Source organism: Thauera sp. 2A1, assembly GCF_009469595.2.
In the GTDB taxonomy this organism is placed as follows: Bacteria; Pseudomonadota; Gammaproteobacteria; order Burkholderiales; family Rhodocyclaceae; genus Thauera.
In genome coordinates this window covers 202,414-228,483 of the sequence record NZ_SSXV01000003.1, presented here as the reverse complement: position 1 = coordinate 228,483, position 26,070 = coordinate 202,414, and the positions used below count along the sequence as shown (strand labels likewise).

Annotated in this window: 20 protein-coding genes; 14 read left to right on the top strand and 6 right to left on the bottom strand. The window is 66.2% G+C overall.

Features of this window, described 5'->3' with window-relative positions; translation table 11 throughout:
• Positions 1 to 19: 19 nt before the first annotated feature.
• Both GH664_RS04705 and GH664_RS04700 read right to left on the bottom strand, forming a co-directional pair.
• On the bottom strand, positions 20 to 514 hold the full coding sequence (locus GH664_RS04705) for a peptidylprolyl isomerase (protein ID WP_153166959.1): 495 nt from the start codon (positions 512 to 514) through the stop codon (positions 20 to 22).
• Positions 515 to 568: 54 nt separating this feature from the next.
• Positions 569 to 1,132: a peptidylprolyl isomerase gene (locus GH664_RS04700; RefSeq protein WP_153166958.1), complete on the bottom strand. Its 564-nt coding sequence runs from the start codon at positions 1,130 to 1,132 to the stop codon at positions 569 to 571.
• 252 nt (positions 1,133 to 1,384) lie between these two features.
• Here GH664_RS04700 and cysS point away from each other — a divergent pair, with 252 nt between their 5' ends.
• Positions 1,385 to 2,770, top strand: a complete 1,386-nt coding sequence (gene cysS, locus GH664_RS04695; RefSeq protein ID WP_153167011.1) for a cysteine--tRNA ligase — start codon at positions 1,385 to 1,387, stop codon at positions 2,768 to 2,770.
• 86 nt (positions 2,771 to 2,856) lie between these two features.
• Here cysS and dnaJ read toward each other — a convergent pair whose 3' ends face one another.
• The 4 genes from dnaJ to GH664_RS04675 form a co-directional block, all read right to left on the bottom strand.
• Positions 2,857 to 3,975, bottom strand: coding sequence for a molecular chaperone DnaJ (gene dnaJ / locus GH664_RS04690; RefSeq protein WP_153166957.1), 1,119 nt, complete (start codon positions 3,973 to 3,975; stop codon positions 2,857 to 2,859).
• A gap of 95 nt (positions 3,976 to 4,070) precedes the next feature.
• Complete coding sequence (gene dnaK, locus GH664_RS04685) at positions 4,071 to 5,999, bottom strand: molecular chaperone DnaK (protein ID WP_153166956.1); 1,929 nt, start codon at positions 5,997 to 5,999, stop codon at positions 4,071 to 4,073.
• Between the two features lie 107 nt (positions 6,000 to 6,106).
• On the bottom strand, positions 6,107 to 6,682 hold the full coding sequence (gene grpE, locus GH664_RS04680; RefSeq protein ID WP_153166955.1) for a nucleotide exchange factor GrpE: 576 nt from the start codon (positions 6,680 to 6,682) through the stop codon (positions 6,107 to 6,109).
• 105 nt (positions 6,683 to 6,787) lie between these two features.
• A complete protein-coding gene (locus GH664_RS04675) occupies positions 6,788 to 8,755 on the bottom strand; it encodes a CHASE domain-containing protein (RefSeq protein ID WP_153166954.1) in 1,968 nt (655 codons plus the stop codon).
• 316 nt (positions 8,756 to 9,071) lie between these two features.
• On the opposite strand from GH664_RS04675, the gene gyrA reads away from it, so the two are divergent.
• The 13 genes from gyrA to GH664_RS04610 all read left to right on the top strand — a co-directional run bounded on the left by gyrA (position 9,072) and on the right by GH664_RS04610 (position 26,042).
• Positions 9,072 to 11,717 carry a DNA gyrase subunit A gene (gyrA, locus tag GH664_RS04670; protein ID WP_153166953.1) on the top strand — a complete coding sequence of 882 codons (2,646 nt, stop codon included), beginning with the start codon at positions 9,072 to 9,074 and terminating at the stop codon, positions 11,715 to 11,717.
• Complete coding sequence (serC, locus tag GH664_RS04665; protein ID WP_153166952.1) at positions 11,717 to 12,814, top strand: 3-phosphoserine/phosphohydroxythreonine transaminase; 1,098 nt, start codon at positions 11,717 to 11,719, stop codon at positions 12,812 to 12,814. Before gyrA ends, serC begins: the two co-directional genes overlap by 1 nt.
• A gap of 85 nt (positions 12,815 to 12,899) precedes the next feature.
• A complete protein-coding gene (gene pheA / locus GH664_RS04660) occupies positions 12,900 to 13,967 on the top strand; it encodes a prephenate dehydratase (RefSeq protein ID WP_153166951.1) in 1,068 nt (355 codons plus the stop codon).
• Positions 13,968 to 14,000: 33 nt separating this feature from the next.
• Positions 14,001 to 15,098, top strand: coding sequence for a histidinol-phosphate transaminase (hisC, locus tag GH664_RS04655; RefSeq protein WP_153166950.1), 1,098 nt, complete (start codon positions 14,001 to 14,003; stop codon positions 15,096 to 15,098).
• A gap of 19 nt (positions 15,099 to 15,117) precedes the next feature.
• Positions 15,118 to 16,005: a prephenate dehydrogenase/arogenate dehydrogenase family protein gene (locus tag GH664_RS04650; RefSeq protein WP_153166949.1), complete on the top strand. Its 888-nt coding sequence runs from the start codon at positions 15,118 to 15,120 to the stop codon at positions 16,003 to 16,005.
• Between the two features lie 54 nt (positions 16,006 to 16,059).
• Entirely contained in the window at positions 16,060 to 18,012 is a 1,953-nt protein-coding gene (locus GH664_RS04645; protein WP_153166948.1) for a bifunctional 3-phosphoshikimate 1-carboxyvinyltransferase/cytidylate kinase, read from the top strand.
• A gap of 83 nt (positions 18,013 to 18,095) precedes the next feature.
• Positions 18,096 to 19,799: a 30S ribosomal protein S1 gene (gene rpsA, locus GH664_RS04640; protein WP_153166947.1), complete on the top strand. Its 1,704-nt coding sequence runs from the start codon at positions 18,096 to 18,098 to the stop codon at positions 19,797 to 19,799.
• An 11-nt stretch (positions 19,800 to 19,810) separates the two neighbouring features.
• Positions 19,811 to 20,095 (top strand): integration host factor subunit beta, encoded by a 285-nt coding sequence (locus GH664_RS04635; RefSeq protein WP_153166946.1) that lies wholly within the window; start codon positions 19,811 to 19,813, stop codon positions 20,093 to 20,095.
• An 89-nt stretch (positions 20,096 to 20,184) separates the two neighbouring features.
• Complete coding sequence (locus GH664_RS04630) at positions 20,185 to 20,490, top strand: lipopolysaccharide assembly LapA domain-containing protein (RefSeq protein WP_153166945.1); 306 nt, start codon at positions 20,185 to 20,187, stop codon at positions 20,488 to 20,490.
• Positions 20,491 to 20,496: 6 nt separating this feature from the next.
• On the top strand, positions 20,497 to 21,672 hold the full coding sequence (lapB, locus tag GH664_RS04625; RefSeq protein ID WP_153166944.1) for a lipopolysaccharide assembly protein LapB: 1,176 nt from the start codon (positions 20,497 to 20,499) through the stop codon (positions 21,670 to 21,672).
• A gap of 46 nt (positions 21,673 to 21,718) precedes the next feature.
• Positions 21,719 to 23,041 carry a UDP-glucose/GDP-mannose dehydrogenase family protein gene (locus GH664_RS04620; protein ID WP_153166943.1) on the top strand — a complete coding sequence of 441 codons (1,323 nt, stop codon included), beginning with the start codon at positions 21,719 to 21,721 and terminating at the stop codon, positions 23,039 to 23,041.
• 42 nt (positions 23,042 to 23,083) lie between these two features.
• On the top strand, positions 23,084 to 23,974 hold the full coding sequence (cysM, locus tag GH664_RS04615) for a cysteine synthase CysM (RefSeq protein ID WP_153166942.1): 891 nt from the start codon (positions 23,084 to 23,086) through the stop codon (positions 23,972 to 23,974).
• Positions 23,958 to 26,042 carry a hypothetical protein gene (locus GH664_RS04610; protein WP_256219456.1) on the top strand — a complete coding sequence of 695 codons (2,085 nt, stop codon included), beginning with the start codon at positions 23,958 to 23,960 and terminating at the stop codon, positions 26,040 to 26,042. The genes cysM and GH664_RS04610 overlap by 17 nt, the downstream gene beginning before the upstream one ends.
• Positions 26,043 to 26,070: the final 28 nt, after the last annotated feature.

Below are 26,070 nucleotides of genomic sequence, written 5' to 3'. Positions count from 1 at the left end.
GGCGGCCGGGATGCTGCGGTCAGACAACTTCGGCGCGCTCGATGATCACGTCTTCCTTCGGCACATCCTGGTGGAAGCCGCTCGAGCCGGTCTTGACCTTGCGGATGCTGTCGACCACGTCCATGCCTTCGGTCACACGGCCGAACACGCAATAGCCCCAGCCCTGCAGGTCGGGTGCACGGAAGTTGAGGAAGTCGTTGTCGGCGACGTTGATGAAGAACTGCGCGGTGGCCGAGTGCGGCGCCTGGGTGCGCGCCATGGCGATGGTGCCGCGATCGTTCTTGAGGCCGTTGTCGGCCTCGTTCTTGATCTGTTCGCCGGTGGGTTTCTGCTTCATGCCGGGCTCGAAGCCGCCGCCCTGGATCATGAAGCCGTCGATCACGCGATGGAAGACGGTGTTGTCGTAGTGGCCGGCCTTCACGTAGCCGAGGAAGTTCTCGACGGTGACGGGCGCCTTCTCGGCGTCGAGTTCGAGCGTGATGACGCCATGGTTGGTGTGCAGTTTGACTGCCATTGCTGGGCTCCTGTTGGCGGGCGGGTTATGGGTATGTGGATGGGCGAGGCGCGATCACTTGCCCTCGATCACTCGGGCGGACTGGATCACGACAGGCTCGACGGGGACGTTCTGATGAAGGCCGGCATTCCTGACCGGCACCTTGCCGATCTTCTCCACCACGTCCATGCCCTTCACCACCTTGCCGAACACCGCATAGCCCCAGCCGTCACGCGAAGGGTAGTCGAGGAAGGTGTTGGGCACCAGGTTGATGAAGAATTGTGCGGTGGCCGAGTGCGGATCCTGCGTGCGCGCCATCGCGAGCGTGCCGGGCACGTTCTTGAGACCGTTCTTCGCCTCGTTCTCGATCGGCGCGCGGGTCGGCTTCTGGTTCATCGCCGCGTCGAAGCCGCCGCCCTGGACCATGAAGCCATCGATCACGCGGTGAAAGATCGTGCCGTCGTAATGGCCATCCTTCACGTAACGGATGAAGTTCTCGGCAGATTTGGGCGCCTTGTCGGCGAAGACTTCGACAACCACGTCGCCCTGGGTCGTGTGCAGTTCGACCGTCGGGTTGGCGGCGATCGCCGATAGTGCGACCGAGGCGAGTGCGGCGAAGGCGAGCCACTGTTTTTTCATGCTTACTCCGGGATCTGCGGAATCCGGCGCGGGCCGGGCGGTGCTGGCCCCGTGGTATACTTCGGCGCGATTTTCGGGCGCTCGGCAACATGTCCGGGGCAGCCCTGCATTTTACCCGTATCCCTTGGCGCGTCACAAACCCGCAGTCCGGTCTGCGCGCCTCGCCGCACCCCCTGTAGCCTGCGTGCAGGCTTCGCGTGCTTGGCTTCACTGCCGAAGCGCGATTCCCGAAACTTCTCACCCTCCATCGACATGCTGACGATCTACAACACGCTCTCGCGCAGCAAGGAAGAATTTCGTCCCATCGAGCCTGGCAAGGTGCGCATGTACGTGTGCGGCATGACGGTGTACGACTTCTGTCACCTCGGCCATGCGCGCGTGATGGTGGTGTTCGACATGGTGGCGCGCTGGCTGCGGGCGAGCGGCCTGGACGTGACCTATGTGCGCAACATCACCGACATCGACGACAAGATCATCCGTCGCGCGCAGGAGAATGGCGAGACGATCCGCGCGCTGACCGACCGCTTCATCGCCGCCATGCACGAGGACGCCGACGCCCTGGGCGTGCTGCGACCCGACCACGAGCCGCGCGCCACCGAATACGTCGCGCAGATGCAGTCGCTGATCTCGCGTCTCGAGCAGAAGGGCCTCGCCTACGTCGCCGCCAACCGCGACGTGTGCTACGCGGTGCGCAAGTTCGACGGCTACGGCAAGCTGTCCGGCAAGTCGCTCGACGAGCTGCGCGCTGGCGAGCGCGTCGACGTGGCGCAGGACAAGAACGATCCGCTCGACTTCGTGCTGTGGAAGCACGCCAAGGTCGAAGAGCCGGGCGAGGTCAAGTGGGCCTCGCCCTGGGGCGAGGGCCGGCCGGGCTGGCACATCGAGTGCTCGGCGATGAGCTCGGACCTGCTCGGCGATCATTTCGACATCCACGGCGGCGGCATGGATCTGCAGTTCCCGCACCACGAGAACGAGATCGCCCAGTCGGAAGGCGCGCACGGCCATGCCTTCGTCAATGTCTGGATGCACAACGGCTTCGTCCGCGTCGACGACGAGAAGATGTCGAAGTCGCTCGGCAACTTCTTCACCATCCGCGAAGTGCTGCAGAAGTACGACCCGGAGGTGGTGCGCTTCTTCATCCTGCGTGCCCACTATCGCAGCGCATTGAACTACTCGGACGCGCATCTCGAGGACGCCCGCAACGCGCTGACGCGCCTGTACACCGCGCTGAAGAACGTGCCGGCGGAAGACGAGGCTGCGCCGGACTGGAACGAGGCCCATGCGCAACGCTTCCGCGCGGCGATGGACGACGACTTCAACACCGCCGAAGCGGTGGCGGTGCTGTTCGAACTGGTCAATGAGGTCAATCGCAGCGCCTCGCCGGCGCTGGCTGCGCAGTTGAAGGCGCTGGGCGCCGTGCTGGGCCTGCTCGGCCGCGAGCCGCGGGCCTTCCTGCAGGCGGGTGCGCCCGACGCCGGCGCGCTGGATGCCGACGCCATCGAGGCGCAGATCGCCGCCCGCAGCGCAGCGAAGAAGGCGAAGAACTACGGCGAGGCGGACCGCATCCGCGCCGAGCTGACCGCAGCGGGCATCATCCTGGAGGATGGACCGGGCGGCACGACCTGGCGCCGCGCCTGAGGCGTTTGCAGGCCTCACGCGACAACGCCCGCCATCGTCATGATGGCGGGCGTTGTCGTTGATGGGCCGCGAATCGCCGGCGAGGCTCAGGTGCCGAAGAAATCCTTCACCTTGTCCATCCAGGACTTGGCTTTCGGGTTGTGGCGGTCGGCGTTGCCGCTGGAGATCTCCTCGAACTCGCGCAGCAGTTCCCTCTGACGTTCCGTCAGATTGACTGGCGTCTCCACCACGACGTGGCACATCAGGTCGCCGTGCGTGTGGCTGCGCACGTTCTTGATGCCCTTGCCGCGCAGGCGGAAGACCTTGCCGCTTTGCGTTTCCGCAGGGATCTTGAGGCGCGCCATGCCTTCCAGCGTCGGGATCTCGATCTCGCCGCCGAGCGCCGCGGTGCTGAAGCTGATCGGCATCTCGCAGTGCAGATCGTCGTGGTCGCGCTGGAACACCGAGTGCTGCCGGATGTGGATCTCGACATAGAGATCTCCCGGCGGGCCGCCATTGACGCCCGGCTCGCCGTGGCCGCCGTGGCGCAGGCGCATGCCCTCGTCGATGCCGGCGGGAATCTTCACTTCGAGCGTCTTGTGCTTCTTCACCCGGCCGGCGCCGCCGCAGTCGCGGCAGGGGTCGGGGATGATCTTGCCGGTGCCGTGGCACTTCGGGCAGGTCTGCTGGATCGAGAAGAAGCCCTGCTGCACGCGCACCTGGCCATGGCCGTTGCAGGTGGGGCAGGTCTTGGGCTGGGTGCCCGGCTTGGCGCCGCTGCCATGGCAGGTGCCGCATTCCTCGACGGTGGGGATGCGGATCGTCTTCTCGGCGCCGCGTGCGGCCTCCTCGAGGGTGATCTCGAGGTTGTAGCGCAGGTCGGCACCGCGATAGACGTTGGAGCGCCCGCCGCGGCCGCCGCCGAAGAGGTCGCCGAAGATGTCGCCGAACGCATCGGCGAAGCCACCCTCGAAACCCTGGCCACCACCACCCATCGACGGGTCGACGCCGGCGTGGCCGTAGCGGTCGTAGGCCGCCTTCTTCTGCGGGTCGGAGAGCATCTCGTAGGCTTCCTTGGCCTCCTTGAACTTCTCTTCCGCTTCCTTGTTGTCCGGATTGCGGTCCGGGTGGTACTTCATGGCCAGCTTGCGGTAGGCCTTCTTGATCTCGTCGTCGCCGGCGTCGCGGTTGACGCCGAGGACTTCGTAGTAATCCCGTTTGGACATGTGCTGCGCTCAGTCTGGTCTCATGCAAAGGCCGAGCCGGCGCCGGAGCGAGGCTCCGGCGGGGCTCGGCCGCGAAGGATTCGCCAGAGTGACGATTACTTCTTGTCCTTCACTTCAGTGAATTCGGCATCCACCACGTCGGCATCGTCGGCCTTGCCGCCGGCCTGCTGGCCACCCGCGGCACCCTGTGCGCCGCCTTCGGCCTGGGCCTGGGCATACATGTGCTCGCCGAGCTTCTGCGCCGCCATCGCCAGGGCCTGGCTCTTGGCTTCGATGGCGTCCTTGTCGTTGCCCTTGATCGCCTCTTCGGCGTCCTTCAGCGCGGCTTCGATCTTGGACTTCTCGTCGCCCGACAGCTTGTCGCCGTACTCGGTCAGCGCCTTGCGGGTGGAGTGCACCAGGGCGTCGCACTGGTTACGCGCGTCGACCAGTTCGTGCGCCTTCTTGTCTTCCTCGGCGTGCGCCTCGGCGTCACGCACCATGCGCTGGACTTCGTCGTCCGACAGGCCGGAGTTGGCCTGGATCTTGATCTTGTTTTCCTTGCCGGTGGCCTTGTCCTTGGCGGACACGTGCAGGATGCCGTTGGCGTCGATGTCGAAGGTGACCTCGATCTGCGGCATGCCACGCGGCGCCGGCGGGATGTCGGACAGGTTGAACTGGCCCAGGCTCTTGTTGCCCGAGGCCATCTCGCGCTCGCCCTGCAGCACGTGGATGGTCACCGCGCTCTGGTTGTCGTCGGCGGTCGAGAACACCTGCGAGGCCTTGGTCGGGATCGTGGTGTTCTTCTGGATCAGCTTGGTCATCACGCCGCCCAGGGTCTCGATGCCGAGCGACAGCGGGGTCACGTCGAGCAGCAGCACGTCCTTGACTTCGCCCTGCAGCACGCCGCCCTGGATGGAGGCGCCCACGGCGACGGCCTCGTCCGGGTTGACGTCGCGGCGCGGCTCCTTGCCGAAGAACTCCTTCACCTTGTCGATGACCTTGGGCATGCGGGTCTGGCCGCCGACCAGGATCACGTCGTCGATGTCGGACACCTTGAGGCCGGCGTCCTTCAGTGCGACGCGGCAAGGCTCGATGGAACGCTCGATGAGGTCTTCCACCAGCGATTCGAACTTGGCGCGGGTGATCTTGATCGCCAGGTGCTTCGGACCCGAGGCGTCGGCAGTGATGTAGGGCAGGTTGATCTCGGTCTGCTGGCCGGAGGACAGCTCGATCTTGGCCTTCTCGGCCGCTTCCTTCAGGCGCTGCAGCGCGAGCACGTCGTTCTTGAGATCGACGCCCTGTTCCTTTTTGAACTCGGTGACGATGTAGTCGATGATGCGCTGGTCGAAGTCCTCGCCGCCGAGGAAGGTGTCGCCGTTGGTGGCCAGCACTTCGAACTGGTGTTCGCCGTCGAGGTCGGCGATCTCGATGATCGAGATGTCGAAGGTGCCGCCGCCCAGGTCATACACCGCGATCTTGGAGTCGCCCGGCTTCTTGTCCATGCCGAAGGCGAGCGCGGCCGCGGTCGGCTCGTTGATGATGCGCTTGACTTCCAGGCCGGCGATGCGGCCCGCGTCCTTGGTGGCCTGGCGCTGGCTGTCGTTGAAGTAGGCCGGCACGGTGATGACCGCTTCGGTGACTTCCTCGCCGAGGTAGTCTTCGGCGGTCTTCTTCATCTTGCGCAGCACTTCGGCCGAGACCTGCGGCGGTGCGATCTTCTTGCCGCGCACCTCCACCCAGGCGTCGCCGTTGTCTGCCTTGGTGATGGTGAAGGGCATCAGGTCGATGTCCTTCTGCACTTCCTTCTCTTCGAAGCGGCGGCCGATCAGGCGCTTGATCGCGAACAGCGTGTTCCGGGCGTTGGTGACAGCCTGACGCTTGGCCGGTGCGCCGACCAGGATCTCGCCGTCCTCGGCGTAGGCGACGATGGACGGGGTGGTGCGTGCGCCTTCGGAGTTTTCGATGACCTTCGGCTTGCCGCCTTCCATCACGGAGACGCAGCTATTGGTGGTGCCGAGGTCGATGCCGATGATCTTGCCCATGAATGTTCCTTTTCAGTCTGTATTCGGGAGGCGCAGTCTGGAGTGCGCCGGTCTGGTTCGAATATGGGGCGCCGCCGCCGGCTTTCAAGCGGTGGCGCGCGGATTCCTCACTGGCTCCTGGCCTTGGCGACCATCACCAGCGCCGGGCGGATGACGCGGTCGTTGAGCAGGTAGCCTTTCTGCAGCACGCTGACGACGGTGTTGGGCTCTGCGTCCGCTTCGACGGTGCTGATCGCCTGGTGCTTGTTGGGGTCGAACTTCTGGCCGAGCGGGTTTTCTTCGGCCAGGTTGGCGCCTTCGAAGGCCGACACGAGCTGCCTCAGGGTCAGCTCGACGCCTTCGCGCAGCTTCTCGACGGTCTGGTTTTCCACCGACAGCGCGGCTTCCAGGCTGTCCTTCACCGGCAGCATCGAGGTGGCGAACTTCTCGGCGGCGAATTTGGACGCCTTGGCGATGTCTTCCTGCGCCCGGCGGCGGATGTTCTCGCCTTCGGCCTTGGCACGCAGCCACGCGTCGTGGTGCTCGGCCGCCTTCAGCTCTGCAATCCGCAGCGCCTCCTCCAGCCCAGGCATCACCTCCACCGTGGTTTCGGGCGTGGCGTCCGCGCCAGCGGGGGCCGCCTGCGGGGCGGGCTGCTGTTCGACGGCGGGCGGAATTTCCGGGGTCAGATTCGGATCCTGCATCGTTCGTTGCTCCATGTTGAATGCGCTTCGCAACGCAATTTAGGGGCAAGGGCCGATATTTCAAGCGCCGACGCGAAAAAATAAGCGGCGCTGCGCACCGGCGGATCAGTGGTCTTCTCCCCTGAAAACGTGCAGGCGGTTGCGGCCCTCCGACTTGGCACGGTACATCGCTTCGTCGGCGCGCCGGATCAGCTCATCCACCGACAGCTCGTGTCCCCGGAAGGCCGCGAGACCGATGCTGGGCGTGCATTGCACCGTCTGCTTCTTCAGTGCGTAGGGGCGGGCGAGGCTGTGCAGGATCTTGGTGGCGATGTTTGCTGCCAAGGCGGTCGCCTCGTCGCGCGTGCGGCCGAGATCCTCGAGCATCACGACGAATTCGTCCCCGCCCAGGCGCGCGACGGTGTCGCCTTCGCGCACCGTGGCGCGCAGCCGATGTGCGACCTCGGTGAGGAGCTGGTCGCCGATCTGATGGCCGAGCGTGTCGTTGATCGTCTTGAACTTGTCCAGGTCGGCGAACAGCAAGGCGCCGTAGAGGCCGGAGCGCGCGCTGACGGAGAGCTGCTGCTGCAGGCGATCCATCAGCAGGCGTCGGTTCGGCAATCCGGTCAGCGGGTCATAGAAGGCGAGGTCGCGGATCGCAAGCTCGGCGATCTTGCGGTCGGTGACGTCCAGGATGACGCCGTCGATCCAAAGTGGTGTGCCGCTCGAATCGTAGCTGGCGCGACCGCGCTCGCTGGCCCAGCGCGTCACGCCGTCGGCCCCGCGGACGCGGTATTCGACGTTGTAGGTGGTGTGATCGGTCACAGCCTGCGTGATCGCCCCGAGGACGTCTGGGGCATCATCGGGGTGCAGATGCGCCCTGCAGCTCACCGCGCCCGACAGGAATCGCTCCGGGGGTTCCCCCGTCAGGTTTTCGATGCCGCGGCTGACATGCAGCGCATGCCATGGCGGCGCGGGCGCGGTGCGGAAGACGGTGCCCGGGACGTTTTCCACCAGCGTCTGGAAGCGGTCGCGGCTTTCTGCAATCTGCGCTGCAGCCGCCTGCATGCGGCGGCGGTGACGGGCGCTGCCCAGGATCACGGCGAACAGCAAGGTATCGAGCGCCAGGCCGCCGATCAGGATCAGCAGCGGTTCGTCGCTGTTCGCGGATTCGTCGAATTCGGCGCTGCTGCGAACGCGAGCGATCCACTGCCGTCCGCCAAAGACGAGCGTAAGCTCGCGTTCCTGCGCGGCAGCCCTGTTTGCGTCCGCCGAGGCGAACAACAGGTTTGCCGGGGCGGGGCTGTCGTCGAAGAGCTCGATCTCGATGTCCTTGTTGCTCTCGCCGAAGATGGCTCGCATCAGGTCGTGCGCGCGAAAGGGGCTATAGACGTAGCCGAAGATGTGATCGCGCCGGCTTGCAAGGTCGTCGACGGCGACGGATTTGGCGTAAACCGGCACGTACATCAGGAATCCGGGCTGGATGTCCGAATCGGTCTCCTGCACCAGCGTGACTTTTCCCGACAGCGCGAGGGTGCCGCTGTCGCGGGCGCGATCCATGGCCTCCCGCCGCACGGGTTCGGAGTACATGTCATAGCCGAACGCGCGCAGGTTGCGGTCCGAGAAGGGCTCCAGGTAGGTGATGCTGGAATAGGGGTCGCGCTCGCCTTCCGGCTGGATCCTGTAGTTGGCGAAGCCCGCTGCACGCATGGCCTGTTCGTGTGCCGATTTGTCGCGCGCGCGCACGATCAGCGCGAACCCCGTTCCCTGGATGCCGGGCAGGGTGGCATCGAGGTTGAGCTGTTCGACGTAGTCGTGCCATTCCTGGCGCGACACCTGCTCGCTCGCATTGAAGAACGCTGCCCCGCCAAGAAGGACCTGCTCGTACGCCTGCAGGCGGCTGCGCAGAATGCTGATCTCCTTCTCGGAGCGGTATTCGAATCGCTCCAGCGCGCGCACGCTGCGATGCGTGTGGGAGTAATCCCACAGCACGAGGGTGAGTGCGGTGGTGAAAACCAGGATCAGCCACGCGGCAGCTTCCCGTTCCAGCAGGCGGGGCGGATCGCGCGGCGCGGTGGCTTGGGGAAACGGCATGATGATGGCCGGCAGTTGGGGGCACGTCGTGGTGGCGCCGCGCGCGCTTCGCTGTTGTGCATCGAGCGGCCGCGGTTGCCCGGCCTGAGCCTCGCGCATTCCGGCGTTCTGGAACGGCGATGTTGGGGAAACCGCTGAACACGCCACATTCTGCGTCAGCGACCGCTCGCGGTCACGTTCCGCAAGATGCCACATTGGAGCGCGGCACGCCTGCCGCCACGACGTGCGGCTTCGCAGTGCCGACGTGCGGCGGGGGCAGGGTGGGGCGTGGTAACATCGCACGTTTTTGATTGACGCGGATTCGCCGCCTTCGAGCATGACCCAGTTCGCGAAAGAGACCCTGCCGATCAGCCTCGAGGAGGAAATGCGCCATTCCTACCTCGATTACGCAATGAGCGTGATCGTGGGGCGTGCGCTCCCCGATGCGCGCGACGGCCTCAAGCCTGTGCATCGGCGTGTGCTGTTCGCGATGCATGAGCTGTCCAACGACTGGAACCGCGCTTACAAGAAGTCGGCGCGTATCGTCGGCGACGTGATCGGTAAGTACCACCCGCACGGCGACACCGCGGTTTATGACACGATCGTGCGCATGGCGCAGGATTTCTCGCTGCGCTACATGCTGGTGGACGGCCAGGGCAACTTCGGCTCGGTCGACGGCGACAACGCTGCGGCGATGCGGTACACCGAAATCCGCATGGCCCGCATCGGCCATGAATTGCTCGCCGACATCGACAAGGAAACGGTCGACTTCGGCCCGAACTACGACGGCTCGGAGAAAGAGCCGCTCGTCCTGCCGACCCGCATCCCCAACCTGCTGATCAACGGTTCGGCCGGCATCGCGGTGGGCATGGCGACCAACATCCCGCCGCACAACCTCGGCGAGATCGTCGATGCCTGCCTGAAGCTGCTGGCCGAGCCCGACACCGACATCGAGGCGCTGATCGACATCGTCCAGGCGCCGGACTTCCCCACCGCCGGCCTGATCTACGGCCTCGCCGGCGTGCACGAGGGTTACCGCACCGGTCGCGGCCGCGTGATCATGCGCGCGCGTACCCACTTCGAACCCATCGGCAAGACCGACCGCCAGGCGATCATCGTCGACGAGCTGCCCTACCAGGTGAACAAGCGCACCCTGCAGGAGCGCATGGCCGAGCTGGTCAACGAGAAAAAGATCGAGGGCATCAGCGAGATCCGCGACGAGTCGGACAAGTCCGGCATGCGCCTGGTGATCGAGCTCAAGCGCGGCGAGATGCCCGAGGTGGTGCTCAACAAGCTGTTCAAGCACACGCAGTTGCAGGACAGCTTCGGCATGAACATGGTGGCGCTGGTCGACGGCAAGCCGCGGCTGCTCAACCTGAAGCAGATGCTGGTGTGCTTCCTCGAGCACCGGCGCGAGGTCGTCACCCGCCGCACCATCTTCGAACTGCGCAAGGCGCGCGACCGCGGCCACATCCTCGAAGGCCTGGCGGTGGCGCTGTCCAACGTCGATGAGATCATCGCGCTGATCAAGGCCGCGCCCACGCCGTCCGATGCCAAGCGCGAGCTGATGGCGCGCGAATGGCGCTCGGCGCTGGTCGAGGAAATGCTTTCTCGGGCCATGGCCGACAGCTACCGGCCGGAAGGGCTGGATCCGCAGTACGGGCTGTCCGCCCAGGGCTACCGCCTGTCCGAAGCCCAGGCCCAGGCCATCCTCGAGCTGCGCCTGCAACGCCTCACCGGGCTGGAGCAGGACAAGATCGTCGGCGAATATCGCGAGGTGATGGACGTCATCACCGACCTGCTCGACATCCTGGCGCGCCCGGAGCGCATCACCGCGATCATCGTCGAGGAGCTCACCGCGGTGCGCAACCAGTTCGGTGACCCGCGCCGCTCCGAGCTGGTGATGAACACTGCCGAAATCAACATCGAGGACCTCATCACGCCGGAAGACATGGTCGTGACGCTGTCCCACACCGGCTACTTCAAGCGCCAGCCGCTCGCCGATTATCGCGCCCAGCGCCGCGGCGGCCGCGGCAAGCAGGCGACCTCGATGAAGGACGAGGACTTCATCGACCACCTCTTCGTCGCCAACACGCACGACACCGTGCTGTGCTTCTCCAGCCGTGGGCGCTGCTACTGGCTCAAGGTGTACGAGGTGCCCGAAGGCACGCGCAACTCGCGCGGCAAGCCGATCGTGAACCTCTTTCCGCTCGTGGAAGGCGAGAAGATCACCGCGGTGCTGCCGATCAAGGAGTTCGACGAGGAGCACTTCGTGTTCATGGCGACCTCCGAAGGCACGGTCAAGAAGACCGCGCTCACCGCGTTCTCGAACCCGCGCAAGGCCGGCATCATCGCGGTGAACCTGGACGATGGCGACCACCTGATCGGCGTTGCGATCACCGATGGCCAGTGCGACGTGATGCTGTTCTCCGACGCCGGCAAGGCGGTGCGCTTCGCCGAGACCGACGTGCGCCCGATGGGCCGCGACGCGCGCGGCGTGCGCGGCATGACGCTGGAAGACGGCCAGGCGGTGATCGCGATGCTGGTGGCCAAGGACGAGTCGCAGTCGGTGTTGACCGCGACCGAGAACGGCTACGGCAAGCGCACCCCGGTCGCCGAATACACCCGCCACGGGCGCGGCACCAAGGGCATGATCGCGATCCAGACCAGCGATCGCAACGGCAAGCTGGTCGGCGCGGTGCTGGTCGAGCCCACCGACGAGGTCATGCTGATCTCGACCGGTGGCGTGCTGATCCGCACCAGCGTCGAGAGCATCCGCGAGATGGGGCGCTCGACCCAGGGCGTGACACTGATCAATCTGGATGAAGGGACTTTCCTCGCCAGCATCGAGAAGGTGGCCGAGTCCGAGTCGGACGAGACCATGCGGGAAGGCGAGATGGGCGAAGGGGCGTCGGAAGACGCACCCACCAAACCGGATGACGGCGACGACGCCCAGGGGTCCGGCGACGACGGAGAAGTGTGATGAGTCGCGTGTGGAATTTCAGCGCCGGTCCGGCAGTGCTGCCCGAGGACGTGCTGCGCCAGGCTGCTGACGAGATGCTCGACTGGCATGGCTCGGGCATGAGCGTGATGGAGATGAGCCATCGCGGCAAGGAATTCATCTCCATCGCCGAGCAGGCGGAAGCCGATCTGCGTGAACTGCTCGCCATCCCGTCGAACTACCGGGTGCTGTTCATGCAGGGCGGCGCGATCGCGGAGAACGCGCTCATCCCGATGAACCTGCTGGGTTCCAAGGGTGTCGCCGACTACGTCGTCACCGGTTCGTGGTCGGTGAAATCGCAGAAGGAGGCGCGCAAGTACGGCGCGGTGAACATCGCCGCGACGTCGGAGCCGAGCGGGTTCACCACCGTGCCGGCGATGGCGGAATGGAAGCTGTCGGCCGACCCCGCCTACGTCTTCGCGTGCACCAACGAGACCATCGGCGGCGTGGAATATCCGTTCGAGCCCGACCTTGCCCGCATCGGTCGCGGCGAGGTGCCGGTGGTCGCCGACATGTCCTCGCACATCCTGTCGCGTGCCATCGACGTGTCGAAGTACGGGCTGATCTTCGGCGGCGCGCAGAAGAACATCGGCCCGGCGGGGCTCACCCTGGTCATCGTGCGCGACGACCTGATCGGCCACGCCATGGTGCATTGCCCGACGGCCTTCGATTTCCGCATCGTCGCCGACAACCACTCGATGTACAACACGCCGCCCACCTACGCGATCTACATCGCCGGGCTGGTGTTCCAGTGGCTCAAGCGCGCGGGCGGCGTGGCGGCGATCGAGGCGCAGAACATCGCCAAGGCGAAGCTGCTGTACGACTTCCTCGACGGTAGCGATTTCTACGAGAATCGCGTCGATCCCGCCTGCCGTTCGCGCATGAACGTGCCTTTCTTCCTCAAGGACGAGGCGCTCAACGACGCCTTTCTCGCCGAGTCGAAGGTTGCCGGGCTGGTGCAATTGAAGGGGCACAAGTCGGTCGGCGGCATGCGTGCGTCGATCTACAACGCGATGCCGCTCGCCGGCGTGCAGGCGCTGATCGACTTCATGCGCGACTTCGCCGCGCGCCGCGGCTGAGGCCGGGCGAGCACTGCCGGACGGGCGGCGAGGGCGGGAACGGGGACAACATCAACGCGGAAGCTGGAGGGGCCACGGGCCGAGCATGAGCGACGAACTGCTGAAACTGCGCAACGAGATCGACCGCATCGACGAGGAGATCCTCGCCCGCCTCGCCGAGCGCGCGCGCTGCGCGCAGCGTGTGGGCGAGATCAAGCGCGGCGTGATGTACTACCGCCCCGAGCGCGAGGCGCAGGTGCTGCGCCGGCTGGCCGAGCTCAACCCCGGCCCGCTGTCGTCCGATGCGGTGAAGACGATCTTCCGCGAGGTGATGTCGGCCTGCCTCGGCCTCGAGCAGCCGCTGCGCGTGGCCTATCTCGGCCCTGCCGGCACCTTCTCCGAGAGCGCCAGCCGCAAGCACTTCGGCTCCGCGCCCAACTTCATGCCGATGGCGGCGATCGATGACGTCTTCCGTGCGGTGGAGGCGGGCAACGCCGATTACGGCGTGGTGCCGGTGGAGAACTCCACCGAGGGCGCAGTCGGCGGCACGCTCGACCTGCTGCTCGCGAATCCGCTCAAGGTGTGTGGCGAGGTGCGGCTGCGCATCCATCAGCAACTGATGTCGCGTGCCGACGGCATCGGCGCGGCAAGGCGCATCTACTCGCATTCGCAGTCTCTGGCGCAGTGCCACGAATGGCTCAACCGCAACCTGCCGCACCTGCCACGCATCCCGGTGGCGAGCAACGCGGAGGCTGCGCGCATGGCCACCGAGGACGCGGAATCCTGCGCCATCGCCGGCGAAGCGGCGGCGCAGCTCTACGGTCTCAACATCCTCGCGCCCAATATCGAGGACGACCCCAACAACACCACCCGCTTTCTGGTGATCGCCGATCATGACGCCGGCCCGTCGGGCAAGGACCGCACCTCGCTGGTGTTTTCCGCGGCCAATCGTCCGGGCGCGATCCACGGCCTGCTCGAGCCGCTTGCGCGCCACGGTGTGGACATGACCAAGCTGCAGTCGCGTCCGGCGCAGTCCGGGTTGTGGGAATACGTCTTCTACGCCGACATCAACGGCCATCAGCAGGATGCGCCGGTGGCCGCAGCGCTCAAGGAGCTGGGCGAACGTGCGGCCTTCCTCAAGGTGCTCGGGTCCTACCCGGTCGCCGCGATCTGAACCGCAATCCGTACCGATTTCCGGGAGTAGCTCATGAGCGTTGCCAGTCAGGCCCCTTCCTACATCCGTTCCATCATGCCCTACCAGCCGGGCAAGCCGATTTCCGAGCTGGCGCGCGAGATGGGCATTCCCGAGGCCAGCATCGTCAAGCTCGCCTCCAACGAGAATCCGCTGGGCATGAGCGCCGCAGCCCGCGAAGCTGCGAAGCGCGCGCTGTGCGAAGGAGCGCGCTATCCGGATGGCAGCGCGTTCGCGTTCAAGGCCGCGCTGTGCCGCAAGTTCGGCGTGCGCCAGGAGCAGCTCGTGGTGGGCAACGGCTCGAATGACGTACTCGAGATCGCTGCCCAGGCCTTCCTCGCGCCGGGGCTGTCGGCGGTGTACGCGCAGCACGCCTTCGCCGTCTATCCGCTGGCCACCAACGCCCGGGGGGCGCGCGGGATCGAGGTGCCGGCGAAGAACTTCGGCCACGATCTCGACGCCATGGCCGCGGCCATCTCGCCCGACACGCGCATGGTCTTCATCGCCAATCCGAACAACCCCACCGGCACCTTCATCCCCGGGCCGCAGCTCGAAGCGTTCCTGCGCAAGGTGCCGCAGGACGTGCTGGTGGTGCTGGACGAGGCCTACACCGAATACCTGGCCGACGATCAGCGCTACGACGCCATCGCCTGGCTCGAGCGCTATCCGAATCTGCTGGTGTCGCGCACGCTGTCCAAGGCCTACGGCCTCGCCGGTCTGCGCGTCGGCTACGCCATCGCCCATCCCGAGGTCGCTGACCTGATGAACCGCGTGCGGCAGCCCTTCAACGTGTCCAGCATCGCCCTGGCGGCGGCCGAGGCGGTGCTGGCGGACGACGAGTTCCTCGCCCGCAGCGCGGACATCAACCGCCGCGGCATGGCGCAGCTCACTGCAGCCTTCGCGGCGCTGGGTCTGGAGTGGATCCCGTCGGCCGGCAACTTCGTCACCGTCAAGGTGGGTGATGCGGCAGCGGTCAACCAGTCGCTGCTGCGCCAGGGCGTCATCGTGCGTCCCATTGCCGGCTATGGCATGCCGCACTGGTTGCGGGTGTCGATCGGCCTGCCCGAGGAAAACGCGCGCTTCATCGAGGCGCTCGAGCAGGCGCTCGCCTGATCTGCGGAGGCCGACGGTCATGCCCCTGATCGGCAAGCTGGTGGTGTGCGGGGTCGGCCTCATCGGCGGCTCTTTCGCGCTGGCCCTGAAACGTGCCGGCGACGTCGGCCGGGTGGTCGGCATCGGCCGCAGCCGTGCGCCACTCGAACGTGCCCTGGCGCTCGGCGTGATCGACGAGATCGCCGAGGGCTGGGCGGATGCGCTCGACGGTGCCGACATGGTGCTGCTCGCGGCGCCCGTCGGCCAGATGGACGCCATCATGGCGGCGATGGCGCCGCACCTGCGGCCGGGAACCATCGTCACCGATGCCGGCAGCACGAAGCGCGATGTGGTCGACGCGGTGTATCGCCACCTCGGCGCGCAGCTCGCCACGGTGGTGCCGGCCCATCCCATCGCCGGTGCCGAGAAAAGCGGGGTGGATGCGGCCTTTGCCGAACTCTACGACAAGCGCCGCGTGGTGGTGACGCCCTTGCCCGAGAACACCCCGCAGGCGGTGGATATGGTGCGCGCAGCGTGGATCGCGTGCGGGGCGAGCGTCAGCGCGGCCTCGCCGCAGGAGCACGACCGCGTCTTTGCCGCCGTGAGCCATCTGCCGCATCTGCTGGCGTTCGGCCTGGTCGACGACCTGGCGCGGCGGCCTAATGCGGAGCTGCTGTTCTCGCATGCCGCGGGCGGTTTCCGCGATTTCACCCGCATCGCTGGCAGCCATCCCGAGATGTGGCGCGACATCTGCTTGGCCAATGGCGAGGCGCTGTTGGTGGAACTCGACCAGTACGTGGCCGAACTCGCCGTGCTGCGGCGCCTGCTTGCCGCGCGCGATGGGGCTGGGTTGGAGGCGGTGTTCGACAACGCCCGGCGTGCGCGCAACGCCTGGGCCGCGGGGCTGCCGGTCCAGACGGCCGAATGACGGGGGTGCGGCGTATGAGCGCCGTCCCGCCGCGTGTTTCCTTCCGAGGTGATGATGGAATTTCTCGATCTGCCCCCGATGCTGGGCGCCGCGGGCACGGTGCGCCTGCCCGGCTCCAAGAGCATCTCCAATCGCGTGCTGCTGCTGGCTGCGCTGGCCGAAGGCGAGACCGACATCCGCGATCTGCTGTCGTCGGACGACGTCGATCGCATGCTCGACGCGCTGCGTGCTCTGGGCGTGCCCTGGCGGCGCGAGGGCGACAGCCTGAACTATCGTGTGACGGGTGTCGGCGGGCCGTTCCCGGTGAAATCGGCCGACCTGTTCCTGGGCAACGCCGGCACCGCCTTCCGGCCGCTGACGGCGGCGCTCGCGCTGTCGGGCGGCGAATATCGCCTGTCGGGTGTGCCGCGCATGCACGAGCGGCCGATCGGTGATCTGGTCGATGCGCTGCGCCAGCTCGGCGCCGACATCACCTGCACCGCCAACGAGGGCTATCCGCCGCTGCACCTGAAACCGGCTGAGATCCGTCCGGGCGGCGTCGTGCGGGTGCGCGGCGACGTGTCGAGCCAGTTCCTCACCGCGCTGTTGATGGCGCTGCCGCTGACCGGCGTCGAAACGACGATCGAGGTCGTGGGCGAGCTGATCTCCAGGCCGTACATCGCGATCACGCTGGAGTTGATGGCGCGCTTCGGCGTCGACGTGAGGCGCGAGGATTGGGCACGCTTCGTGGTGCCGGGTGGTGCGCGCTATCGCAGCCCCGGCACGGTGTATGTCGAGGGCGACGCGTCCTCGGCGTCCTACTTCCTTGCCGCCGGGGCGATCGGCGGCGGGCCGGTGCGGGTCGAGGGCGTGGGGCGCGACAGCATCCAGGGCGACGTGCTGTTTGCGGAGGCGCTGCAGCAGCTCGGCGCGCGCATCACGATGGGCGATAACTGGATCGAATCGTCCGCTCCCGTCGACGGCCGGCTGCGCGCCTTCGACCTCGATCTCAACCATATCCCCGACGCGGCGATGACGCTCGCGGTGGCCGCGCTGTTCGCCGATGGACCATGCACGCTGCGCAACATCGCGAGCTGGCGGGTGAAGGAGACCGACCGCATCGCCGCGATGGCGACCGAATTGTGCAAGGTGGGCGCCGAGGTCGAGGAGGGGGCCGACTACCTGCGCGTGTCGCCGCCTGCGAAGCTCATGCCCGCGGCGATCGACACCTACGACGACCACCGCATGGCGATGTGCTTCTCGCTCGTCAGCCTGGGCGCCTGCCGCGTGCGCATCAACGATCCGAAGTGTGTCAACAAGACGTTCCCCGAATACTTCGCGGCCTTCGGTTCGGTGGCACGCCCGGTGCCAGTGGTGGCCATCGACGGCCCATCTGCGTCAGGCAAGGGCACCGTGGCGGCGGAAGCCGCGGCGGCACTGGGCTGGCACTACCTCGATAGCGGCTCGCTCTACCGCCTCGTCGCCCTGGCGGCGATGCGTGCGGGGGTGTCGCTCGACGATGAGGTGGCGCTCGAGCCGATCGCGGCGGCGCTGCCGGCGCAATTCGCCGAGGGGCGCGTTTGGCTGGAGGGGAACGATGTCACCGAAGCGATCCGGAGCGAAGCCTGCTCGGTGGGAGCGTCCCGGGTGGCCGTTCTGCCGGCGGTGCGCGACGCGCTCTTCGACCGCCAGCGCGACTACCGCGTCGGGCCGGGTCTGGTGGCTGAAGGACGGGACATGGGCTCGGTGATTTTCCCCGATGCGCCGGTCAAGATCTTCCTGACCGCCTCGGTCGAGGCGCGCGCCGATCGGCGCTATAAGCAGTTGATGGAAAAGGGTTTGCCTGCTAACATGCAAAGTCTTCTGCAGGACCTGCGGGAACGGGACGCGCGTGATGCCGCCCGCACCGTGGCGCCGTTGCAGAAGTTGCCGGATGCGGCCTTGCTCGACACGACCAGCATGGATGTCGGCGCGGCCGTGGCCTTTGTTCTCGATCTCGTGCGGGGTCGGGGGCTGGCCGCCGGCTAGATCGCCGGGGGCCTGACGGCTCTCCGGTGCTGTCCTCAATCAACCTTGTTCGCCGTCGCACGGCGGTTCCGGATTCTTCCTCTATGTCCAACACCACCCCCTCCTTCGAAGAAAGCTTTGCCGCCCTCTTCGAGGAAAGCCTTGCCCTCCAGGAAATGCGCACCGGTGAAGTCATCACCGCCGAAGTCGTGCGCATCGACCAGAACTTCGTCGTCGTCAACGCCGGCCTGAAGTCCGAAAGCTATGTGCCCATCGAGGAGTTCCGCAACGACCGCGGCGAACTCGAAGTCAATCCGGGCGATTTCGTGCACGTCGCGATCGACGCGCTCGAGGACGGCTTCGGCGAGACCCGCCTGTCGCGCGAAAAGGCCAAGCGCATCTCGGCCTGGAACGACCTCGAGAAGGCGCTCAACGACGGCACGCTGGTCAAGGGTGTCATCACCGGCCGCGTCAAGGGTGGTCTGACCGTCATGACCAACAGCATCCGTGCCTTCCTGCCGGGCTCGCTGGTCGACATGCGTCCGGTCAAGGACACCACGCCGTACGAAGGCAAGGAATACGAATTCAAGGTCATCAAGCTCGATCGCAAGCGCAACAACGTCGTCGTGTCGCGCCGCGCCGTGCTCGAAGAGTCGATGGGCGAAGAGCGCCAGAAGCTGCTCGAGAACCTCAAGGAAGGCACCGTCATCAAGGGTATCGTCAAGAACATCACCGACTACGGTGCGTTCGTCGACCTCGGCGGCATCGATGGCCTGCTGCACATCACCGACCTGGCCTGGCGCCGCGTCCGTCACCCGAGCGAAGTGCTCAACGTCGGTGACGAGATCGAAGCCAAGGTGCTCAAGTTCGACCAGGAAAAGAACCGCGTCTCGCTGGGCCTCAAGCAGCTCGGCGAAGATCCGTGGGTCGGCATCTCGCGCCGCTACCCGCAGGGCACCCGCCTGTTCGGCAAGGTGACCAACATCACCGACTACGGCGCGTTCGTCGAAGTCGAGCAGGGCATCGAGGGCCTGGTCCACGTGTCCGAAATGGACTGGACCAACAAGAACATCCACCCGACCAAGGTTGTCCAGCTGGGCGACGAAGTCGAGGTGATGATCCTCGAGATCGACGAAGACCGCCGCCGCATCTCGCTGGGCATGAAGCAGTGCATGTCCAACCCGTGGGACGATTTCGCCATCAACCACAAGAAGGGCGACAAGGTCCGCGGCCAGATCAAGTCGATCACCGACTTCGGCGTGTTCATCGGCCTGGAAGGCGGCATCGACGGCCTGGTTCACCTGTCCGACCTGTCGTGGAGCGAAACCGGCGAGGACGCCGTGCGTCGCTTCAAGAAGGGCGACGAGGTCGAGGCCGTGGTGCTGGCGATCGACGTCGAGCGCGAGCGCATCTCGCTCGGCATCAAGCAGCTCGAAGGCGACCCGTACACCAACTTCATCGCCACCCACGAGAAGAACACCCTCGTGCGCGGCACCGTGAAGTCGGTCGAAGCTCGTGGTGCCGTGATCTCGCTGGGTGACGACGTCGAAGCTTACCTGCGTGCATCCGAGGCCGCTCCGCACCGTGTTGATGACCTCACCACGATGCTGAAGGAAGGCGACGAGATCGAGGCGATGGTGATCAACGTCGATCGCAAGACCCGTTCGATCAACTTGTCGATCCGTGCCAAGGATCAGGCTGAGCAGTCCGAAGCCATGAACAAGCTGGCTTCCGAGAGCTCGGCGGCGTCCGGCACGACCAACCTGGGTGCGCTGCTGAAGGCGAAGCTGAACGAACAGAAGAACTGATTCACCCCGTCATGACCAAGTCGGAGCTGATCACCCTGCTTGCGGCACGTTTCCCGCAACTGGTTGCTAAGGATGCCGATTACGCGGTCAAGATGATCCTCGATGCGATGTCCGACGCGCTCGCGCGCGGCGATCGCATCGAGATCCGCGGGTTTGGAAGTTTCGCACTGAATTACCGTCCTCCCCGCGTAGGGCGCAATCCGAAATCGGGTGAAAAGGTGCATGTACCGGAAAAGTACGTGCCCCATTTCAAGGCCGGCAAGGAGTTGCGCGAGCGGGTGGATCTCTGCGAGTGACCGCGCGGCGACGGGTTTTTTTTGGATGTTCTGGAAGGCGGCTGCGGCCGCCTTCTTTTTTGTCATTCGCTCGGGGATAATGCGGACCCATGCGTGCATTGATCTGGACACTCCGCCTGCTGCTGTTCTTCTTCCTGTTCGGGTTCGCGGTCAAGAATGACCACCTGGCGAACCTGTACTTCTTCTTTGGCGGGCAGTGGCAATTGCCACTGGTCTTCGTGATCCTGCTGAGCTTTGCTGCTGGTGCGCTGCTTGGCGTGACAGCCACCTTCGCCTCGTTGCTGCGCAAGCATCGCGAGATCCGCCGGCTGCGCCGCCAGGTCGAACGCATGGAGCGCGGTCAGGCGGAACCGGTCGCGCCGGCAGTCGACGCGCTCCCCGCCGAACCCCTCTGATCAAGTATGGAAATCGAATTCTGGTGGCTGCTCGCGCTGCCGCTTTTCTTCGCGCTCGGCTGGCTGGCCGCACGCATCGACATCCGTCAGGTGGTCCAGGAGTCGCGCGCCTTGCCGCGCTCCTACCTGAACGGCCTGAACTTCCTGCTCAACGAACAGCCCGACAAGGCGATCGATGCCTTCGTCGAGGCGGTGCGCATCGACCCTCAGACGGTCGAACTGCATTTTGCGCTCGGCAGCCTGTTCCGGCGCCGTGGTGAAACCGATCGCGCGATCCGCATCCATCAACTGCTGGTCGATCGCGAGGATCTCGACGAGGAGCAGCGCCTGCAGGCGCTGAGCGAGCTCGGGCAGGACTTCCTCAAGGCCGGGTTGCTCGACCGTGCCGAGGCGGTGTTCCTCAAGCTGCGCGACACGCGTGCCGACGCGGTGGCGCTGCAGTACCTGCTCGAGATCTACCAGCAGGAGAAGGACTGGGCCAAGGCGATCGGCATCGCACGCGCCCTGCCGAATCACGAAAGCGTGATGTGGCGTCGTGAAGTGGCCAACTTCCACTGCGAGCTCGCCGCGAGTGCGCTGGCAAACTCCCGCTTCGACGAAGTGCGCCCGCATCTGGATGAGGCGCTGGCGGTAAACCGGCGCAGCGTGCGCGCCAGCCTGCTGCTGGGCGACCTGCTGGTGGCCGAAGGGCGCGACGAGGACGCGCTCGAGGCGTGGAAGCGGATCGAAACGCAAGACCCGGTTTACCTCGCCCTCGTGGCCGAGCGGGTGATGGACGCATACGGGCGCCTCGGCCGCCTGGAGCAGGGCCACCAGTTGCTCCGTGCCTGGCTCGAGAACCATGCCTCGCTCGACCTGCTCGACGAGCTGTTCCGTTGGGAGCTGGAAAAGCATGGGGCAAGGACTGCCTACGATCTGGTGCGCGAGGAACTCAAGCGCAACCCGACACTGCTCGGCCTCGACAAGCTGCTGGAGGCTGCGCTGCTGACGGCGCCGCCAGAGCAGCGCTCCGACATCGAGCTCGTCAAGCAGTTGATTCATGGGCACACGCGTAAGGTTGCGCGCTATCGTTGCGATGCGTGCGGCTTCAAGGCGCGCCAGTTCCACTGGCACTGTCCGGCCTGTGGCGGCTGGGAAACCTATCCGCCGCGTCGGACCGAAGAATTCGATCTGACGCCCTGAGCGGCGCCGCCTCCCCAACATTTAACTTCTTCAGGAGCTGTCCAGCATGAAAATCACCGTGGTTGGTACCGGCTATGTCGGCCTGGTCAGTGGCGCCTGTCTGGCGGATGTCGGCAATGACGTCCTGTGCCTCGATGTCGATCCGAACAAGATCCGCATCCTGGAGGAAGGCGGCATCCCCATCCACGAGCCTGGTCTGCTCGAGATCGTGCGCCGCAACGTCGCCGCGGGCCGCCTGTCCTTCACCACCGACATCGAACATGCGGCGAAGTACGGCACCATCCAGTTCATCGCCGTCGGCACGCCGCCGGACGAGGATGGCTCGGCCGACCTGCAGTATGTGCTTGCCGCCGCGCGCAACATCGGCCGCTTCATGGATGGTTACCGGGTCGTGGTGGACAAATCCACCGTGCCGGTGGGGACGGGTGACAAGGTCGGGGCGGTGATCGCCGAGGAGCTGGCCAGACGCAGTGCCGATATCCCGTTCGCGGTCGTCTCGAATCCGGAGTTCCTCAAGGAAGGTGCGGCGGTCGAGGATTTCATGCGTCCCGACCGCATCATCGTCGGTGCCGACGACAAGCGCGCGATCGAGTTGATGCGCCAGCTCTACGGCCCCTTCCAGCGCAGCCACGAGAAGCTGCTGGTGATGGACGTGCGCAGTGCCGAGCTCACCAAGTATGCGGCCAACGCCATGCTGGCGACCCGCATCAGCTTCATGAACGAACTCGCCAACCTGGCCGAGACGCTGGGCGCGGACATCGAGCTGGTGCGCCAGGGCATCGGCTCCGACCCGCGCATCGGCTGGCATTTTCTCTATGCCGGCTGCGGCTATGGCGGTTCCTGCTTCCCGAAGGACGTCAAGGCGCTGGTCCGCACTGGCCACGAGAGCGGACACGATCTCCTGCTGCTCAACGCAGTCGAACTGGCCAACGAGGCGCAGAAGCTGCGCCTGGTGGACAAGATCGTCACCCGCTTCGGCGAGGACCTGAGCGGCATGCGCTTCGCGTTGTGGGGGCTGGCGTTCAAGCCCAATACCGACGACATGCGTGACGCGCCCAGCCGGGTCATTCTGGCCGAGCTGTTCCGGCGTGGGGCAACCGCGGTCGCCTACGACCCGGTGGCGATGGACGAGGCGCGCCGCATCTTCGGCGACGAGCCGCGTCTGAGCTATGTCGAGCGGCCGATGGCCGCGGTCGACGGCGCCGACGCGCTGGTGATCGTGACCGAGTGGAAGGAGTTCCGCAGCCCGGATTTCGAGCGCATCCGCGCCGCGCTCAAGCATCCGGTGATCTTCGACGGGCGCAACATGTACGATCCGGCCGTGATGCGTGAGGCGGGAGTCGAGTATCACGGGATCGGACGCGGCTGATTCGTGGTCGAACACGCATCGGACGCAAACATCGGAACTGGAATGGAATTCAGGACGCTCGAAGACTACGTCGGCAGGACGCCGCTGGTGCGGCTCAAGCGCATCAACGCCGGCCGCAACAACGTCATCCTCGCCAAGCTCGAGGGCAACAACCCTGCCGGCTCGGTAAAGGACCGGCCGGCGCTGTCGATGATCCTGCGCGCCGAGGCGCGCGGCGACATCAAGCCCGGGGATACCCTCATCGAGGCGACCAGCGGCAACACCGGCATCGCCCTGGCGATGGCGGCGGCGATGCGGGGCTACCGCATGATCCTGGTGATGCCCGAGAACCAGAGCATCGAGCGCCGGCAGACGATGCGCGCCTTCGGTGCGGAGCTCGTGCTGACGCCGACTTCCGGCGGCATGGAGCTGGCTCGCGACATCGCCGACCGCATGCGCGACGAAGGCAAGGGCATCATCCTCGACCAGTTCGGCAACCCGGACAATCCGCTTGCGCACTACGAAGGAACGGGCCCCGAGCTGTGGGAGCAGACAGGCGGGCGGATCACGCATTTCGTCAGCTCGATGGGCACCACTGGCACCATCATGGGCACCTCCCGTTTCCTCAAGGAGCAGAACCCGGCGATCCAGATCGTCGGCTGCCAGCCGGCGGATGGCTCGCAGATTCCAGGCATCCGCAAGTGGCCGGAAGCCTACATGCCGAAGATCTTCGAGCGACCACGCGTTGACCGGGTCGAAAACGTCAGCCAGGCCGAAGCCGAGGAAATGACGCGGCGCCTGGCGCGCGAGGAGGGGATCTTCGCCGGCATCTCGTCAGGCGGCTCGCTGCATGTGGCGACGCGGATCGCAGCCGAAGTGGAGAACGCGGTGATCGTCACCATCGTGTGCGACCGCGGTGACCGTTACCTGTCCACGGGTGTCTTCCCCGCCTGAGGGCTGGCGCTTGCGCGGCGTGCGGCGGGTCTTCGCCACCGCACTCGCGACGTGCTTGCCGTGGGCTGTGGCAGCGCCGGCCGAAGCGGCGACGATCGGCATGGAGCGGCTGGCGCTGGTGGTGAGCCGCGTCGATCATCCTGCCTTTTCCATCCGCGATCTGTCGCTGCATGCCAGTGGCGGTGAGGCACGCCTCGCGCTCGAGATTGCGCATCTGCGCGTCGGTGCCGGTGAGCTCCGCGGCCTGGGCCTTCGGTGTGCGCAGGGAGCACTCAGCTATCCATTCATCGCCTGTCGTGACGGGCGCCCTCACATCGGAGCCGACGAGCTCCCCTGGCGGGTGGACTTCGACCTCGACCTGACGACGGGCGAGGCGAACGCGGTGGCCCGCGGCGAGCGCGGTGCCCGCGTGGCCTTCCGCGCCGACGCCTCGGGCCGTCTCCACGGACGCATCACACGCCTGTCGCTGACCGAGCTTGCGGCACGACTTCAGCCTCACCTCGCCGCGCTCGTTGGATGGAAGGCGGCAGGCCTCGTTGATGGCGAGATCGAGTGGCTGCCACCCGGGGCTGCGCGCGGCGCCGCGGCAACAGACGGCCGCCTGATCGTGCGCGGCACGATCGACGCCGGAGGCTTCGGCAGCGCAGACGGCTTGCAGGCCGGCGAAAAGCTGGGTGTCGATTTCCGTTTTGACGCCTCACGCCGGCGCGGGCGCTGGCACGGTGAGGGCTCGGTCGACTGGCGCTCGGGCGCGATCTATTGGCACCCTTTCTTCGTCGAGGCGGGTGCGCGGCTGGATGTGGCCGGGGCGATGCAGGGCGACCGGCTCGACTTGCAGCGGGTGGTGTTGCAGCTCGAGGGCGTCGATGCGCTGGCAGCGACCGCCGTACTCGATGTCCGGCGGCGACGCCTGGTCGATGGGGCAATGACGATGTCACGTGCCGATCTTGCCATTGTCGGGCCCCGCTGGATCGCCCCGCTGGTCGCGCCGCAGGCGGCCGAGCGCCTGCGCTTCGCCGGGCATGTCAGTGCGGGCGTGCGCGTTGGCGCCGGGGCCTTGCAGGAATTCGATGCGGTATTCGATGCAGCCGGATTCAGCCTTCCAGGCGCGGCCGGAGGTGGTCTGGCGCTTGGGCCGGTCAGCGGCCATGTCCCTTGGCGGGCAGGGGCCAGTTCGCGCGCTGACCTGCGCGTGGACGGCGGTCGTTGGGAGCGGCTGACCCTCGGGCCCTTTCTGCTCGCTGCGGAACTTCAGGGCGACCGCATTGCGTTCGCTCGAAGTTCGATTCCCTTGCTCGATGGCGCAGTCGTACTCGACGGTCTGGCATTGCAGCGTGTAACCGAGGGCTGGCGCGGCAGCGGCCAAGTCGTGGTCGAGCCGCTGTCGATGCGGCTGCTCACCGACGCGCTCGGTCTGCCCTCGATGGGCGGTGTGCTGACGGCCTCCATCCCGGCGCTCAACCTGCGTCCGGGTGAGATTTCGCTGGATGGTGCGCTCGTGATCTCGGCGTTCGACGGTTATGTGCAGGCGACCGAACTGCGCGTGCGCGAGCCTTTCGGCATCGCTTCGCATCTGTCGGCCAACATCGAGGCGCGGCACATCGACCTTGCCCAGCTTACCGACACCTTCCGCTTCGGCAGCATCACCGGCTTTGTCGACGCGGACGTCCGGGACCTGGAGTTGCAGCGCTGGCGACCGGTGCGCTTCGACGCGCGCATCGCCAGCAGCGCCGGCTCCTATCCGCGGCGCATCAGCCAGCGCGCAGTGCAGAACATCAGTGCGCTGGGTGGCGCGGGAGCATCGGCAGCGATCCAGCGTGGCCTGATCGGCCTGTTCGACACCTTCGGCTACCGTGAGCTCGGCTTCCGCTGCGTGCTGCGGGCGAACGTATGCCGTGCGGATGGCATTGCCGGGGCGAACCGGGCAGATGACGGCTTCGTGATCGTGCGCGGCGGCGGCGTCCCGGCCCTGGATGTCATCGGCTACAATCGGCGCATTGACTGGAACGAGCTCGTCGAACGCCTGCAGCGCGTCACCAGCGGCAAGGTCGCTCCGGAGCTGCGCTGATTGCTGCGGAATCGACGGCGTGCGGCTG

Excerpts from the sequence above, each read along its gene's own strand:
- GH664_RS04705 (WP_153166959.1), bottom strand. The coding sequence starts at position 514 with ATGGCAGTCAAACTGCACACCAACCATGGCGTCATCACGCTCGAACTC.
- GH664_RS04700 (WP_153166958.1), bottom strand. The coding sequence starts at position 1,132 with ATGAAAAAACAGTGGCTCGCCTTCGCCGCACTCGCCTCGGTCGCACTA.
- cysS (WP_153167011.1), top strand. The coding sequence starts at position 1,385 with ATGCTGACGATCTACAACACGCTCTCGCGCAGCAAGGAAGAATTTCGT.
- dnaJ (WP_153166957.1), bottom strand. The coding sequence starts at position 3,975 with ATGTCCAAACGGGATTACTACGAAGTCCTCGGCGTCAACCGCGACGCC.
- dnaK (WP_153166956.1), bottom strand. The coding sequence starts at position 5,999 with ATGGGCAAGATCATCGGCATCGACCTCGGCACCACCAATAGCTGCGTC.
- grpE (WP_153166955.1), bottom strand. The coding sequence starts at position 6,682 with ATGCAGGATCCGAATCTGACCCCGGAAATTCCGCCCGCCGTCGAACAG.
- GH664_RS04675 (WP_153166954.1), bottom strand. The coding sequence starts at position 8,755 with ATGCCGTTTCCCCAAGCCACCGCGCCGCGCGATCCGCCCCGCCTGCTG.
- gyrA (WP_153166953.1), top strand. The coding sequence starts at position 9,072 with ATGACCCAGTTCGCGAAAGAGACCCTGCCGATCAGCCTCGAGGAGGAA.
- serC (WP_153166952.1), top strand. The coding sequence starts at position 11,717 with ATGAGTCGCGTGTGGAATTTCAGCGCCGGTCCGGCAGTGCTGCCCGAG.
- pheA (WP_153166951.1), top strand. The coding sequence starts at position 12,900 with ATGAGCGACGAACTGCTGAAACTGCGCAACGAGATCGACCGCATCGAC.
- hisC (WP_153166950.1), top strand. The coding sequence starts at position 14,001 with ATGAGCGTTGCCAGTCAGGCCCCTTCCTACATCCGTTCCATCATGCCC.
- GH664_RS04650 (WP_153166949.1), top strand. The coding sequence starts at position 15,118 with ATGCCCCTGATCGGCAAGCTGGTGGTGTGCGGGGTCGGCCTCATCGGC.
- GH664_RS04645 (WP_153166948.1), top strand. The coding sequence starts at position 16,060 with ATGGAATTTCTCGATCTGCCCCCGATGCTGGGCGCCGCGGGCACGGTG.
- rpsA (WP_153166947.1), top strand. The coding sequence starts at position 18,096 with ATGTCCAACACCACCCCCTCCTTCGAAGAAAGCTTTGCCGCCCTCTTC.
- GH664_RS04635 (WP_153166946.1), top strand. The coding sequence starts at position 19,811 with ATGACCAAGTCGGAGCTGATCACCCTGCTTGCGGCACGTTTCCCGCAA.
- GH664_RS04630 (WP_153166945.1), top strand. The coding sequence starts at position 20,185 with ATGCGTGCATTGATCTGGACACTCCGCCTGCTGCTGTTCTTCTTCCTG.
- lapB (WP_153166944.1), top strand. The coding sequence starts at position 20,497 with ATGGAAATCGAATTCTGGTGGCTGCTCGCGCTGCCGCTTTTCTTCGCG.
- GH664_RS04620 (WP_153166943.1), top strand. The coding sequence starts at position 21,719 with ATGAAAATCACCGTGGTTGGTACCGGCTATGTCGGCCTGGTCAGTGGC.
- cysM (WP_153166942.1), top strand. The coding sequence starts at position 23,084 with ATGGAATTCAGGACGCTCGAAGACTACGTCGGCAGGACGCCGCTGGTG.